10 protein-coding genes, 4 tRNA genes and 1 riboswitch are annotated in these 13,622 nt (G+C 58.6%); of the genes, 11 read left to right on the forward strand and 3 right to left on the reverse strand.

Annotation, left to right across the window (positions count from 1 at the left end):
- Nucleotides 1-11: 11 nt before the first annotated feature.
- Nucleotides 12-1,019 carry a succinylglutamate desuccinylase gene (astE, locus tag BW979_RS10140; protein WP_076383740.1) on the forward strand — a complete coding sequence of 336 codons (1,008 nt, stop codon included), beginning with the start codon at nucleotides 12-14 and terminating at the stop codon, nucleotides 1,017-1,019.
- A gap of 137 nt (nucleotides 1,020-1,156) precedes the next feature.
- Here the strand turns inward: astE and BW979_RS10145 are convergent, their stop codons facing one another.
- A complete protein-coding gene (locus BW979_RS10145) occupies nucleotides 1,157-1,666 on the reverse strand; it encodes a 6,7-dimethyl-8-ribityllumazine synthase (protein ID WP_047228778.1) in 510 nt (169 codons plus the stop codon).
- A 100-nt stretch (nucleotides 1,667-1,766) separates the two neighbouring features.
- Nucleotides 1,767-1,934, reverse strand: a riboswitch (FMN riboswitch).
- A gap of 263 nt (nucleotides 1,935-2,197) precedes the next feature.
- On the opposite strand from BW979_RS10145, the gene ltaE reads away from it, so the two are divergent.
- The 7 genes from ltaE (at nucleotide 2,198) to BW979_RS10180 (ending at nucleotide 8,162) form a co-directional block, all read left to right on the forward strand.
- Nucleotides 2,198-3,202 (forward strand): low-specificity L-threonine aldolase, encoded by a 1,005-nt coding sequence (gene ltaE / locus BW979_RS10150; protein ID WP_047228777.1) that lies wholly within the window; start codon nucleotides 2,198-2,200, stop codon nucleotides 3,200-3,202.
- Nucleotides 3,203-3,348: 146 nt separating this feature from the next.
- Nucleotides 3,349-5,973: an alanine--tRNA ligase gene (gene alaS / locus BW979_RS10155; protein WP_047228776.1), complete on the forward strand. Its 2,625-nt coding sequence runs from the start codon at nucleotides 3,349-3,351 to the stop codon at nucleotides 5,971-5,973.
- 89 nt (nucleotides 5,974-6,062) lie between these two features.
- The gene (locus BW979_RS10160; RefSeq protein ID WP_047228775.1) at nucleotides 6,063-7,304 is read left to right on the forward strand and encodes an aspartate kinase; all 1,242 of its coding nucleotides are present in this window, start codon (nucleotides 6,063-6,065) and stop codon (nucleotides 7,302-7,304) included.
- Nucleotides 7,305-7,486: 182 nt separating this feature from the next.
- A complete protein-coding gene (gene csrA, locus BW979_RS10165) occupies nucleotides 7,487-7,675 on the forward strand; it encodes a carbon storage regulator CsrA (protein WP_003178872.1) in 189 nt (62 codons plus the stop codon).
- A 62-nt stretch (nucleotides 7,676-7,737) separates the two neighbouring features.
- Nucleotides 7,738-7,828: transfer RNA gene (locus BW979_RS10170), tRNA-Ser, on the forward strand.
- Between the two features lie 108 nt (nucleotides 7,829-7,936).
- Nucleotides 7,937-8,013, forward strand: a tRNA-Arg gene (locus BW979_RS10175).
- 72 nt (nucleotides 8,014-8,085) lie between these two features.
- Nucleotides 8,086-8,162 (forward strand) — tRNA-Arg (locus BW979_RS10180).
- 40 nt (nucleotides 8,163-8,202) lie between these two features.
- On the opposite strand, the gene BW979_RS10185 is transcribed toward BW979_RS10180, so the two are convergent.
- Nucleotides 8,203-8,706 carry a cell envelope protein SmpA gene (locus BW979_RS10185; protein WP_076383741.1) on the reverse strand — a complete coding sequence of 168 codons (504 nt, stop codon included), beginning with the start codon at nucleotides 8,704-8,706 and terminating at the stop codon, nucleotides 8,203-8,205.
- A 322-nt stretch (nucleotides 8,707-9,028) separates the two neighbouring features.
- On the opposite strand from BW979_RS10185, the gene mgtE reads away from it, so the two are divergent.
- Nucleotides 9,029-10,471 (forward strand): magnesium transporter, encoded by a 1,443-nt coding sequence (mgtE, locus tag BW979_RS10190; protein ID WP_047228773.1) that lies wholly within the window; start codon nucleotides 9,029-9,031, stop codon nucleotides 10,469-10,471.
- Between the two features lie 121 nt (nucleotides 10,472-10,592).
- On the opposite strand, the gene BW979_RS10195 is transcribed toward mgtE, so the two are convergent.
- Nucleotides 10,593-10,919, reverse strand: a complete 327-nt coding sequence (locus BW979_RS10195; protein WP_047228772.1) for an Arc family DNA-binding protein — start codon at nucleotides 10,917-10,919, stop codon at nucleotides 10,593-10,595.
- A 525-nt stretch (nucleotides 10,920-11,444) separates the two neighbouring features.
- Here BW979_RS10195 and BW979_RS10200 point away from each other — a divergent pair.
- Both BW979_RS10200 and BW979_RS10205 read left to right on the forward strand, forming a co-directional pair.
- A tRNA-Arg gene (locus BW979_RS10200) sits at nucleotides 11,445-11,521 on the forward strand.
- Nucleotides 11,522-11,877: 356 nt separating this feature from the next.
- Entirely contained in the window at nucleotides 11,878-13,584 is a 1,707-nt protein-coding gene (locus BW979_RS10205) for a ShlB/FhaC/HecB family hemolysin secretion/activation protein (protein WP_047228771.1), read from the forward strand.
- The last annotated feature ends 38 nt before the right edge of the window (nucleotides 13,585-13,622 follow it).

Consider the following 13,622-nt stretch of genomic DNA (forward strand, 5'->3'; position numbering starts at 1 on the left):
GGAGCCGCGCTATGCTCGCCCTCGGCAAATTGCTTGAACTGACCCTCGCCGGCCGTGAACCGGCGGAGAAGACTCAACTGACTGTCGAGGGCGTACGGATGCGCTGGCTGAGCGAGGGCGCGCTGGAGGTCAAGCCGCCCCAGGCCCGGGACAATGGCCAGGACCTGTTGCTGTCAGCCGGTATCCACGGCAACGAAACCGCACCGATCGAATTGCTTGATCGGTTGCTGCACGACATCGCCCGTGGGGATCTCAAGCCACGGGCACGCATTCTGTTTCTGTTCGGCAATCCCGAGGCCATTCGTCGCGGAGAGCGTTTTGTCGAGCAGGACGTCAATCGGTTGTTCAATGGTCGCCATGAGTTGAGCGGCGGCGCCGAGGCGTTGCGGGCGTGCGAATTGGAGCGGTTGGCCGCCAGTTTCTTCAGCGTGCCGGACCGCAGTCGCTTGCATTACGACCTGCACACCGCCATCCGGGGTTCGAAGATCGAGCAATTTGCCTTGTATCCGTGGAAGGAAGGTCGCCAGCATTCACGCCGTGAACTGGCGCGGCTGCGCGCCGCCGGCATGGAAGCGGTGCTGCTGCAGAACAAACCGTCCATTGTGTTCAGCGCCTACACCTATGACCAGTTGGGTGCCGAGTCTTTCACCCTGGAACTGGGCAAGGCCCGGCCGTTCGGGGAAAACGACGGTGTCAACGTCAGCCTGCTGGAAACCCGTCTGCAACAGATCATCGAAGGCACCGAACCCGAATCGGACGAAAGTCTGGACGGCCTGCAACTGTTCAGCGTCGCGCGGGAAATCATCAAGCACAGCGACAGTTTCCGCCTGAACCTACCGGCGGACATCGAGAACTTCTCGGAACTTGGAAAAGGTTATGTGCTGGCCGAAGACATTGCCCAGACCCGCTGGGTGATCGAAGAAGAGGGCGCCCGGATCATCTTCCCCAACCCCAAGGTGAAGAATGGTTTGCGGGCCGGGATCCTGATTGTGCCGGCGACGGACGAAAACCTGGCCTGACCTGAATCCCAAACTGATACAAGCCTTTTGTGGGAGCGAGCTTGCTCGCGATGACGGAGTGCCAGTCGCCATTGCTGTCGACTGCTACATTGCTATCGCGAGCAGGCTCGCTCCCACATTTGGATCTGTGTCTGGATTTAGACCGCTACCGCCCGCTGCTCACTGCGCCGCAACGCCCGGGTCTTGTGCAGGGTATCGGCACAGGTCTTCGCCGCTTCCTGGCCCTTGTGCACGAAATGCTCAAAGAAGAACTTCTGATGTTCTTCCCCAGCGTGGAAGTGATGGGGAGTGAGTACGACCGAGAACACCGGCACCTCGGTTTCCAGCTGAACCTGCATCAGGCCGCTGATCACCGATTGGGCGACGAATTCGTGACGGTAGATGCCGCCGTCCACCACCAGGCCAGCGGCGACGATGCCGGCGTAGCGGCCAGATTTGGCCAGCAGCTTGGCATGCAGCGGGATCTCGAAGGCGCCGCCGACTTCGAAGAAGTCGATATCGCTTTCCTGATAACCCTGATTGATCATTTCGGCGACGAAACCTTTACGACTCTGGTCGACGATTTCCTTGTGCCAGCAGGCCTGGATGAACGCGACGCGCTCGCCCGGATGATGTTTGCTTTTGCTGTCGATTGCGGTGGGTTGCATGTTCTGGTTCCTGTTTGTGTAAAAAACAGGGCGTCATGAATCGAAGGGGATTCGAGGGTGCGTCGCGCGCAGACAGTCGCAGACGGCCCCTGGGTGCCGATCCCGTTCTCTCTTCATCCGGACTATGACCGTCGGCCCCGGAATCACACCGGGTCTGCTGACCTTGACGCTACACCGCAAAAGCCGTGTATCGCCAAGCGCTCGCGGGCTATGCACCTTGCGTGCAATTACCGCCGGTGGGGAATTGCACCCCGCCCTGAGAACGTTTCGCCGCCATGGTTTTTGGCGGCGCAGGATTTTTAACACATAACCCCTGTGGGAGCGAGCTTGCTCGCGATAGCGGTGGTTCAGATTGCATTGATGTTGGATGCGCTGGCGCCATCGCGAGCAAGCTCGCTCCCACAGGTGTTCTGAGTGATCTTCAGGTGCAGGTGATCTTTTCCTTCGACTGGTCTTGATTAATCGTCGCCATGACCGCAGTAATTGACCTTCGAAAGGGAATTCCCCCCACCCGCACCCGAGGCCAGATTCATGAGCGTTATCGATCTTCGCAGCGACACCGTCACCCAACCTTCCGCCGCCATGCTGGATGCGATGGCCAGCGCGCCGACCGGCGACGATGTGTATGGCGAAGATCCGACCATCAATCGCCTCGAGGCCGAACTGGCCGGGCGCCTGGGCTTTGCCGCGGCGCTGTTCGTACCCACCGGCACCATGAGCAACTTGCTGGGGCTTATGGCCCATTGCGAGCGTGGTGATGAATACATCGTTGGCCAGCAGGCTCACACCTATAAATACGAAGGCGGCGGGGCGGCGGTACTGGGTTCAATCCAGCCGCAACCCCTTGACGTGCAAGCGGACGGCTCTCTGGACCTGGAGCAGGTTGCTGCCGCGATCAAAGCCGATGACTTCCACTTTGCCCGTACTCGCCTGCTGGCGCTGGAAAACACCATGCAAGGCAAGGTCCTGCCGCTGGAGTATCTGGCCCGGGCCCGGCGTTTCACGCGCGAGCACGGCCTGGCGTTGCACCTTGACGGCGCGCGGCTGTACAACGCCGCGGTCAAGTTGAACGTCGATGCCCGGGAGATCACCCAACATTTCGATTCGGTGTCGGTGTGCCTGTCCAAGGGCCTTGGCGCTCCCGTTGGCTCGGTCCTCTGCGGCAGCGTCGAACTGATCGGCAAGGCGCGCCGGCTGCGCAAGATGGTGGGCGGGGGTATGCGCCAGGCCGGGATCCTGGCTGCGGCGGGGTTGTATGCCCTGGATCATCAGGTCCAGCGCCTGGCCGATGACCACGCCAATGCCCAGCGGCTTGCCGAGGGCTTGCGTGGGGCAGGTTACGAGGTCGAGCCGGTGCAGACCAACATGGTCTACGTGCAGATGGGCGAGCGGGCCGAGGCCATCAGGGCGTTTGCCGCCGAGCGTGGTATCAAGCTCAGCGCCGCGCCGCGCCTGCGAATGGTGACCCACATGGATGTCAGCGGCGCGCAAATCGACGAAGTGATCCGCTCTTTCGTCGACTTTTCCCGTAACTGACCCGCCAAGCGGCCCAATTGACAGTTTCTATCGCATAAACACGCTGTACCCCACGCGAAGGGCCGATATAATGCGGCCCTTTGCCGTTGCTTCGTCTGTTGACGTTTTGCACAGGCCTTTGGCCGCAGCCTCCGTGGAAGAACCTAATGAAAAGCGCAGAAATCCGTGAAGCCTTCCTTCGCTTCTTCGAAGAGCAAGGCCACACCCGAGTAGCCTCCAGCTCTTTGATTCCGGGCAACGACCCGACCCTGCTGTTCACCAACGCGGGGATGAACCAGTTCAAGGACTGCTTCCTGGGCCAGGAAAAACGTGCCTACACCCGTGCCGTCAGCAGCCAGAAATGCGTGCGCGCCGGCGGCAAGCACAACGACCTGGAAAACGTCGGCTATACCGCTCGTCACCACACCTTCTTCGAAATGCTGGGTAACTTCAGCTTCGGTGATTATTTCAAGCGCGACGCCATCACCTTTGCCTGGACCTTCCTGACCTCCGACAAGTGGCTGAACCTGCCCAAGGAGAAGCTCTGGGTAACGGTCTACGCCAGCGATGACGAGGCTTATGACATCTGGACCAAAGAGGTCGGTGTCCCGGCTGAACGCATGGTGCGCATTGGCGACAACAAGGGCGCGCCATACGCTTCCGATAACTTCTGGACCATGGGCGACACCGGCCCGTGCGGCCCTTGCACCGAGATTTTCTACGATCACGGCGCCGACATCTGGGGCGGCCCACCCGGCTCGCCGGAAGAAGATGGCGACCGCTACATCGAGATCTGGAACAACGTCTTCATGCAGTTCAACCGCACCGCCGATGGCGTGTTGCATCCGTTGCCAGCGCCGTCGGTCGACACCGGCATGGGCCTGGAGCGGATCAGTGCGGTGTTGCAGCACGTTCACTCCAACTACGAAATCGACCTGTTCCAGAGCCTGTTGAGTGCTTCGGCCAAGGCCATCGGTTGCAGTAACGACAACCAGGCTTCGCTCAAAGTGGTGGCCGACCATATCCGTTCCTGCGGCTTCCTGATTGCCGATGGTGTGTTGCCGTCCAACGAAGGCCGCGGCTATGTGTTGCGTCGGATCATTCGTCGCGCCTGCCGTCACGGCAACAAGCTGGGCGCCAAGGGCAGCTTCTTCTATCAGATCGTCGCGGCCCTGGTGGCCGAAATGGGCGAGGCCTTCCCGGAACTCAAATCCCAGCAGGCCCACATCGAGCGCGTGCTCAAGGGTGAGGAAGAGCAGTTCGCCAAAACCCTGGAGCAGGGGTTGAAGATCCTCGAGCAGGATTTGGCCGAGCTCAAGGGCAACGTGGTACCGGGCGATGTCGTGTTCAAGTTGTACGACACATACGGTTTCCCGATGGACCTGACGGGCGACATCGCCCGCGAACGCAACCTGACCCTCGACGAGGAAGGTTTCGAGCGCGAGATGGAAGCCCAGCGAGTGCGCGCGCGTTCCGCCAGCTCCTTCGGCATGGACTACAACAGCCTGGTCAAGGTTGACGTGGCCACCGAATTCACCGGCTACGCCGCCACGACCGGTTCGGCCAAGATCGTGGCTATCTATAAGGACGGGCAGTCGGTCGACATCCTGAGCGAAGGCCAGGAAGGGGTGATCGTGCTGGACCAGACGCCGTTCTACGCCGAATCCGGCGGACAGATCGGTGACAGCGGTTACCTGCAGGCCGGTAACTCGCGTTTCGATGTGCGAGACACCACCAAGACCGGCGGCGCATTCCTGCACCACGGCGTATTGGCCTCGGGCAGCCTGATGATTGCCGCTCCGGTAGCCGCGCATGTCGACGCCGAGGTTCGTCACGCCACCTCGCTGAACCACTCGGCTACGCACTTGCTGCATGCCGCGTTGCGTCAGGTACTGGGCGAGCATGTTCAGCAGAAAGGCTCTTTGGTGGACAGTCAGCGCTTGCGCTTTGACTTCAGCCATTTCGAGGCTATCAAGCCTGAGCAACTCAAGGCGCTGGAAGACATCGTCAACGCCGAGATCCGCAAGAATTCGCCGGTCGAGACCGAAGAAACCGACATCGAGACCGCCAAGCGCAAGGGCGCCATGGCGCTGTTTGGCGAGAAGTACGGCGACAGCGTCCGTGTGCTGAGCATGGGCGGCGATTTCTCCGTGGAGCTGTGCGGTGGTATCCATGCCAACCGGACCGGTGACATCGGCCTACTGAAGATCATCAGCGAAGGCGGTGTGGCTTCTGGTGTGCGTCGCATCGAAGCGGTCACCGGCGCGGCGGCCCTGGCGTACCTCAACGCCGCCGAAGAACAACTCAAGGAAGCGGCGAGCCTGATCAAGGGCAGCCGTGACAACCTGATCGACAAGCTCTCGGCTGTGCTGGAGCGCAACCGTCTGCTGGAAAAGCAACTCGAGCAGTTGCAGGCCAAGGCTGCCAGCGCCGCGGGCGACGATCTGTCGGCCCAGGCCGTGGACGTCAAGGGCGTGAAAGTGTTGGCCGCGCGCCTGGATGGCCAGGACGGCAAGGCACTGTTGGCGCTGGTCGATCAACTGAAAAACAAACTCGGCCGCGCAGTGATCCTGCTCGGCAGTGTCCATGAGGAAAAGGTCGTTCTCGTCGCAGGCGTGACCAAAGACCTGACTGGCCAACTCAAAGCCGGTGATTTGATGAAGCAGGCCGCTGCGGCAGTGGGCGGCAAGGGTGGTGGTCGTCCGGACATGGCGCAAGGCGGCGGCACCGACGCCGGCGCGCTGGACGCAGCACTGGCCCAAACCGTTGCATTTGTAGAGCAGGGTATTTAAGGCAGTGCTCCGGGGTCGTCGTCTAGTGACGACTCCGGTCGCTGTTGAGTGATTATTGGGCGCCCTTCATGGGCAGAGGCGGCTTTGAAATGGCTTTGATCGTACAGAAATTTGGAGGCACCTCGGTCGGTACTGTCGAGAGAATCGAACAAGTCGCCGACAAGGTTAAGAAATTCCGTGAAGCGGGCGATGACCTGGTGGTTGTGCTGTCGGCAATGAGCGGCGAGACCAACCGTCTGATCGATCTGGCCAAGCAAATCAGCGGCGACCAACAGCCGGTTCCGCGCGAACTGGATGTGATCGTTTCCACTGGCGAGCAGGTGACCATCGCCTTGCTGGCCATGGCGCTGATCAAGCGGGGTGTGCCGGCGGTGTCCTACACCGGCAACCAGGTTCGTATCCTGACGGACAGCGCGCACAATAAAGCGCGTATTCTGCAGATCGACGATCAGAAAATTCGCGGCGACCTGAAGGCCGGTCGCGTCGTGGTGGTCGCCGGTTTCCAGGGTGTGGACGAGCACGGCAATATCACCACTCTCGGCCGTGGCGGTTCCGATACCACGGGCGTGGCGCTGGCGGCGGCACTCAAGGCTGACGAATGCCAGATCTACACCGATGTGGATGGTGTCTACACCACCGACCCACGGGTGGTGCCTGTGGCTCAGCGCCTGGACAAGATCACCTTCGAAGAGATGCTGGAAATGGCCAGCCTCGGTTCCAAGGTGCTGCAGATCCGGGCCGTCGAATTCGCTGGCAAGTACAACGTTCCGCTGCGCGTTCTGCACAGCTTCAAAGAGGGTCCGGGCACCCTCATTACTATTGATGAAGAGGAATCCATGGAACAGCCGATCATTTCCGGCATCGCTTTCAACCGCGATGAAGCCAAGCTGACCATCCGTGGCGTGCCAGACACCCCCGGCGTGGCGTTCAAGATTCTCGGCCCGATCAGTGCCGCGAACATCGAAGTCGACATGATCGTGCAGAACGTCGCGCACGATAACACCACCGACTTCACCTTCACCGTGCACCGCAACGACTACCAGGCCGCTGAAGCGGTGCTGAAAAAGACTGCTGACGAGATTGGTGCCCGGGAAGTGGTGGGTGATACCAAGATCGCCAAGGTCTCGATCGTCGGTGTCGGCATGCGCTCTCACGCAGGCGTGGCCAGCCGTATGTTCGAATCCCTGGCCAAGGAAAGCATCAACATCCAGATGATCTCTACTTCGGAAATCAAGGTTTCCGTGGTCATCGAAGAGAAGTACCTGGAGCTGGCCGTGCGCGCCCTGCACACGGCTTTCGAACTCGACGCTGCTGCCCGACAGGGCGAGTAAGGCGTTGTCTTGGGGCGCGGTTTACCGCGCCCTTTGTTTTTCTGAAAGGCGCGCTCCAAAACTGTTCTTTTGCTCGCGCTGGTCAATACTAGGCTTGTAGGCTGCGACCGTTTCGGTTCGTAGGGCCTACGCCTTTTTTTGCAGACTGTTGTCCCTGAACTGAATTGCGTGAGGAGAAAGGTATGCTGATTCTGACTCGTCGGTGCGCAGAGAGCCTGATTATTGGCGATGGCGAAATCACCGTGACCGTGCTCGGCGTCAAAGGAAATCAAGTGCGTATTGGCGTCAACGCCCCGAAAGAGGTCGCGGTGCACCGAGAGGAAATTTACCTGCGTATCAAGAAAGAGAAGGACGACGAACCAAGCCATTAATTTTTATCGTTTTTTATGTTTGCAAACGGGGATGAAGGTGGTTAATATACGCCCCGTGTTGCGGAGAGCTGGCCGAGTGGCCGAAGGCGCTCCCCTGCTAAGGGAGTACACCTCAAAAGGGTGTCGGGGGTTCGAATCCCCCGTTCTCCGCCATTATTTATTTAGTGCGACGTAATCTGGCTTTATCGGTAAGTTATTGAAATTACTGAAAAAAAGCGCTTTACAAAAAGATTCGGCGACCTATAATGCGCGGCAACAAATGCACTCGTAGCTCAGCTGGATAGAGTACTCGGCTACGAACCGAGCGGTCACAGGTTCGAATCCTGTCGAGTGCACCATTTAAGAGTTTTTTGCAGTGATGCAAATAACTTGGCTTCAACCAGTTGTGATCTGGTATAAAACCACAACTTGCACTCGTAGCTCAGCTGGATAGAGTACTCGGCTACGAACCGAGCGGTCACAGGTTCGAATCCTGTCGAGTGCACCAAACACCAAAAAGCCCGCGTTTAACGCGGGCTTTTTGCTGTCTACGATTTGCCTTTCACGCACCCTTTCTCATCGAACACGATCTCTGCGCTGCGACCTTTTTTCGCTTTGTAGGTATATCGCGTGCTCGAATTCCTGATTTTGACCGAGTCGGGTCTGCCCAGGGCGCTTTCCACGTCCTGCTGGCTCATGCCACTGACGACTCGCTGGTTCATGATCGCTTCGCGGCGTTGTCTGGCATTGAGCAGGTTGCCACAGCGGTCTTCGAGTTGGCCGACAACAGTCGGTTCCTTGCGGTTGGCTTTGTTGCCGAATGTTTGCCGAAACTCTGCTTCGGGCAGCATGGCCTCTGTCATTGGCTCGGCCCTGCCCGGGCTGGTCGGATGGATCTGCTGAAGTGACAGGGTTTCTTCCGGTCGGCAACTCAGAGTGGTAAAGGTCACGTGCCCGGCGGTATTTTCGCAGCGATGCACGCTTTGCCCGGCAGCCCCCAAAGGCAGGCAGGGCAGGGCAGCGAGTAAAAACAGGTAGCGACTGACGAGCATCCTGACGTCCTCCTTGACGGTGAAGAAAAGAAGGTTAGCCGCTACATTTTTACCGGGGCGTGTGTTTTCTTTTCAGGATAAGTCGTCGTAGGCATAGAGGTTCAATCTGCGTTCAGGTATGTCTCGCAAGCGCTTGTTCTTGCCATGATTTTTTAACGTTTTAAAGCGTCAAGCGGTGTATGATTGCGCCCGTCAGCCCCGCCGGGGCTTGTGGAATATCCCATGGACTTACCCAGTAGTTACTCAATATCTCGTTTTACCAATCATGAACTGACTGATTGATCCTTCCGGCGTGCTCCACTGCTGGGAGTGGAGTTCGCCTATGACCGAAATAGAAGTAAAGAAAACGCAGGAAAGCCTTCAGGATCGCCTTGCTCAAGTCGTTGAGCTGCTGCATCGCCAGCGGGTGGTCGAAGACCTGACGCATCGCCAAGAAGGCCCGCATCACGACCTGGTCGAGAACCTGGTCCACCGGCAGAATCTCGTCGAGCTGCAACGCAAGCTCGATGACCTGCACTCCGCCGACGTCGCCTACATCCTTGAAGCCTTGCCGCTGGAAGAGCGTCTGACGGTCTGGCAGTTGGTCCAGGCGGATCGTGACGGTGACATCCTGCTTGAAGTGTCCGACTCGGTTCGTGAAACCCTGATCGCTGACATGGATGATCACGAGCTGCTGGCGGCGGCCAAGGAAATGGACGCCGACGAACTTGCCGACCTTGCGCCCGAACTGCCACGGGACGTTATCCACGAACTGATGGAAACCCTCGACGGCCAACAGCGCGAGCGCGTGCGTTCGGCGTTGTCCTATGACGAGGAGCAGGTCGGTGCGCTGATGGACTTCGAGATGGTGACCATCCGTGAGGATGTCAGTCTTGAAGTGGTATTGCGTTATCTGCGCCGTCTCAAGGAGTTGCCGGGGCATACCGACAAGCTCTTTGTGGTGGACTACGACGGTGTGCTTAAGGGCGTGCTGCCTATCAAGCGATTGCTCGTCAATGATCCGGAAAAGCAGGTAGCCGAGGTCATGGCCAGTGATCCGGTGAGTTTTCATCCGGACGAAGATGCCTACGATGCGGCCCAGGCGTTCGAACGTTACGATTTGATTTCTGCGCCCGTTGTCGACAAGAACGGCAAGTTGATCGGCCGTCTGACCATCGACGAAATGGTCGACCTGATTCGTGAGGAGAGCGAAAGCGAAGTCCTCAACATGGCCGGTCTGCGCGAAGAGGAAGACATCTTCGCCTCGGTCTGGAAGTCCCTGCGTAACCGTTGGGCCTGGCTGGCGGTCAATTTGATCACGGCTTTCATCGCGTCCCGGGTGATCGGCTTGTTCGAAGGCTCCATCGAAAAACTGGTGGCCCTTGCGGCGCTGATGCCTATCGTTGCGGGGATTGGCGGCAACTCCGGCAACCAGACCATTACCATGATCGTCCGCGCCATGGCGCTGGACCAGGTCAGTACCGGCAATACATCGCGATTGATGCGCAAGGAACTGGCCGTGGGCTTGATCAACGGTCTGGTTTGGGGTGGTGTGATCGGCGTGGTGGCATACCTGCTGTATGGCAGTTGGTCGCTGGGAGTGGTGATGACCGCCGCGATGACGCTCAACTTGTTGTTGGCGGCCTTGATGGGGGTATTGATTCCCATGACCCTGGCTCGAATGGGGCGTGACCCCGCCATGGGGGCAAGCGTGATGATTACCGCCATGACCGACAGCGGCGGGTTCTTCATTTTCCTGGGATTGGCGACGATTTTCCTGCTCTGATTCGCGCTTCAAGAAAGCCCGCCAATTTGGCGGGCTTTTTCGTGGGCGCCGGAAATCTCTGTCACCAAATTCCAGGCAAAAAAAAGCCAGCACAAGGCTGGCTTCAATATCTTGGATGCTATCAGGACGCGTCTGCGGTCATTTCTACGTCATGGGCAATCAGCGAAACGAGAGCGTTTTGCTGGCGATGAGAGAGTTGTCGGAATCGTTGAAGCAGCTCGCGTTCATGCAGTGACAGCTCTGGGCTGTCCAGTCGCATGCTGAGCTCTTCACCCAACGCACCTTCCTGAATAAGGCTTTGCTCAAGGCGCGCGATGATTTCGGAGTTCATGCTGCGGTGATGATTGCGAGCCACCTCGGCAATGCGTTCCCGCATTCCGTCTGGCAGACGTACGACGAACTTGTCAGCCGTACGGCTGGAATAAATTGCCTGTTTCATTGGGCGCATATATTTAACCGGTTAGTTCAGGGGAGCGGTTCTCGGGATTGGCCGCAGGATGTCGATAGGACAAGCCCCTTAGCCAAATGTTCAACCTGAATTGTTAAGAGGCCCGCATCATGCCTCAAAATTGCCAGATCATTGGCGCCAATTCTGTGACAAATATTGATCCGCGTAAAGGCGTTATGCCAGTACCCTTCGTCAAAAATGCGGACTGGTTGGAAAAATTTCCAGGTCCGCATCTTGTGACCACTGCATCGTGTCGATGTGCCATACCGTCTGGCGGATAACCATGACGCAGGCGGCGGCGCGATGCTGTCCTTGTATTGTATAGGATAGTGGCGATTTGCCGATTTACTAGAATGAGCAGGGTGGGGCCAGATGAGCGGCGGTCCGGTCCAGGCTCTTCGATGGGAGACTTGGCGAACGGTACATTTGCCTACACTTAAAAAGCCATGGGCGACATGACAAACGCCAGGCTGACCGTTAACATGCACGCCGTCCAACGCACCGCGTTTCTCGTGGTCGACTTGTGTCTCAGTAGCTCAATTGGATAGAGCATCCCCCTCCTAAGGGGAAGGTTGGCAGTTCGAACCTGCCCTGGGACACCATCATTCTCCAGCCCTCCAGTGGTTTGCCTCTCTTGCGCCAAATCCCCTTGGTCGGTACGGGCGTCGATTCCTTCATCGCGAAAAAATCCACCCCGTACAGGTCCGACCAGACGATTTCTGTCGGTGCTTTCTAATGCGTCCTGTGAGACACGTCTCTTTTTTGAGCAGAAAGTTTCCCCTCCTTTGAACCGAAGGCGATATGCCGGGTCTGGTGTGCGCGTAGTTTTGCGCATTAGTAGCGTGAGTATTTTCGGAGTCAGCCTGGACTTTCCGGCGTTCCCCGAAATGAGAAGACCGATTTCCGGTGCTTTGTCTGCTCGCCAGTTTGCTGCCATTTCCGTATCGAGGGATCGAACATGTTCTCACCCGCCCATTGGGCGAGGTCGTGCCTGGCTTTGCTGTGCCTTTCTCCGCTAACACTTGCCTACGCTGCGCCGACACCCGGCGACACGGACCTGATCCGCGAACGCCAGGATCGCTTGCTCGAAGAGCAGCGTCGACGCCTGGAAGAACTCAAGGAATTGCCTGGCAAGGCGGCGAAGCCGACTCAGCCAACTGCGCCTGTGGACACCCGTTGCTTCCCCATCAAGACCATCGAAATCAAGGGCGCCGACAGTCTTTCGGCCAGTGAGCGCGAACAACTGCTCAAGCCCTATATCAACCAATGCCTGGGCGTGCCACAGCTTAACGAGCTGCTCAAGGTCATCACCGATTACTACCTGGAAAAAGGCCTGGTCACCAGTCGTGCCTATTTGCCGCAACAGGACCTGTCCAGCGGTCACCTGCAAGTGCTGGTCGTTGAGGGCCGGCTGGAAGGGCTGAAGGGTGCCGAGGGCAGTGGCCTGTCCGAGCGGGAACTGGCCATGAGCTTTCCCGGCAAGGCGGGCGATTTGCTCAATCTGCGGGACATCGAACAGATGGTCGACCAACTGAACCGTTTGCCATCCAATCGCGTGCAGATGGAGTTGGCGCCGGGACAGGATCTCGGTGGCAGTGATGTGCTGGTCAAAAACACCCCGCAAAAGCCTTGGCGCGTTGGCCTGGCGCGGCATAACGATGGCCAGAAGAGCACCGGCGAACAGCAATGGGGCACCTCCTTCGACTGGGACAGCCCGCTGGGCCTGGCCGATCAACTGGCCTTGCGCGGCGGCCACGATGCCGTCAGCGATCACCAGAAAACCTCGCGCAATGCCATGCTCTATTACAACCTGCCATTTGGCTGGTGGAACCTGAACTACAGCTACAGTCAGAGCGAGTACCGCGCCCTGGGCCAGGCCAACGGCTTCAATTTCAAGCAGAGCGGTGACAGTCAGAGCCATCAGGTGCGCCTGGAGCGGGTGGTCCATCGCGACGCGGTGAGCAAGACTTCGCTCAACACCGGCTTGGCGTACCTGCGCACTAACAACTTCGTCAACGACAGCAAGCTCGGTAACAGCAGCAATCGCATCAGCGAGGCGCAGTTCGGCATCAACCATGGACGACGGGTCGGCAATGCATTCGTCAACCTGGACCTGGGTGTACAGCAAGGCATCGGCGCTTTCGATGCCCAGGGCGACGACGATCCGGGCCCCGGGCAGGCCGACGCCCGCTATCGCAAATACACCGCCACCGTCAGTTACCTGCAGCCCTTCATGCTGGGCGGTGAATCCTTCAGTTTCAGCAGCTTGATGACCGGTCAGCGCAGTGAAGATGCGCTGTTCAGTCCGCAGCGCATGAGCCTGGGCGGACTGGCGTCGGTCCGAGGCTACAAGGACCAGACGCTGTCCGGCGACAGTGGTGGTTACTGGCGCAACGACCTGCGCTGGAGCCGCCCGGTGACGCTGGAGTGGCTGCGCCCGGTGTTCGCCGAGTACGGCACCAGCCTTGGTTATGACGTGGGGGTGATTCGCGGTAATCGCTACAACGGCGACCAGCACGGGCGCATGTCGAGCAATTCGGTGGAGTTGTTCGCCCGCGGTGAGCACCTGACGGCCAGCGTGACCTTTGCCCACTCCTTGGAACGCCCGGATGCCCTGACCGAGCGCGAAGCGCCGATCTATTTCCGCGTGGATTCCTTTTTCTAAATACAGCCTTTTTAAAAACTGCTGCAACGAGACTTGAT

This window comes from Pseudomonas sp. A214 (assembly GCF_900156295.1).
GTDB classification, from domain to species: Bacteria; Pseudomonadota; Gammaproteobacteria; order Pseudomonadales; family Pseudomonadaceae; genus Aquipseudomonas; species Aquipseudomonas rhizophila.

Excerpts from the sequence above, each read along its gene's own strand:
- alaS (WP_047228776.1), top strand. The coding sequence starts at position 3,349 with ATGAAAAGCGCAGAAATCCGTGAAGCCTTCCTTCGCTTCTTCGAAGAG.
- ltaE (WP_047228777.1), top strand. The coding sequence starts at position 2,198 with ATGAGCGTTATCGATCTTCGCAGCGACACCGTCACCCAACCTTCCGCC.
- mgtE (WP_047228773.1), top strand. The coding sequence starts at position 9,029 with ATGACCGAAATAGAAGTAAAGAAAACGCAGGAAAGCCTTCAGGATCGC.
- BW979_RS10160 (WP_047228775.1), top strand. The coding sequence starts at position 6,063 with ATGGCTTTGATCGTACAGAAATTTGGAGGCACCTCGGTCGGTACTGTC.
- csrA (WP_003178872.1), top strand. The coding sequence starts at position 7,487 with ATGCTGATTCTGACTCGTCGGTGCGCAGAGAGCCTGATTATTGGCGAT.
- BW979_RS10205 (WP_047228771.1), top strand. The coding sequence starts at position 11,878 with ATGTTCTCACCCGCCCATTGGGCGAGGTCGTGCCTGGCTTTGCTGTGC.
- BW979_RS10185 (WP_076383741.1), bottom strand. The coding sequence starts at position 8,706 with ATGCTCGTCAGTCGCTACCTGTTTTTACTCGCTGCCCTGCCCTGCCTG.
- BW979_RS10145 (WP_047228778.1), bottom strand. The coding sequence starts at position 1,666 with ATGCAACCCACCGCAATCGACAGCAAAAGCAAACATCATCCGGGCGAG.
- BW979_RS10195 (WP_047228772.1), bottom strand. The coding sequence starts at position 10,919 with ATGCGCCCAATGAAACAGGCAATTTATTCCAGCCGTACGGCTGACAAG.
- astE (WP_076383740.1), top strand. The coding sequence starts at position 12 with ATGCTCGCCCTCGGCAAATTGCTTGAACTGACCCTCGCCGGCCGTGAA.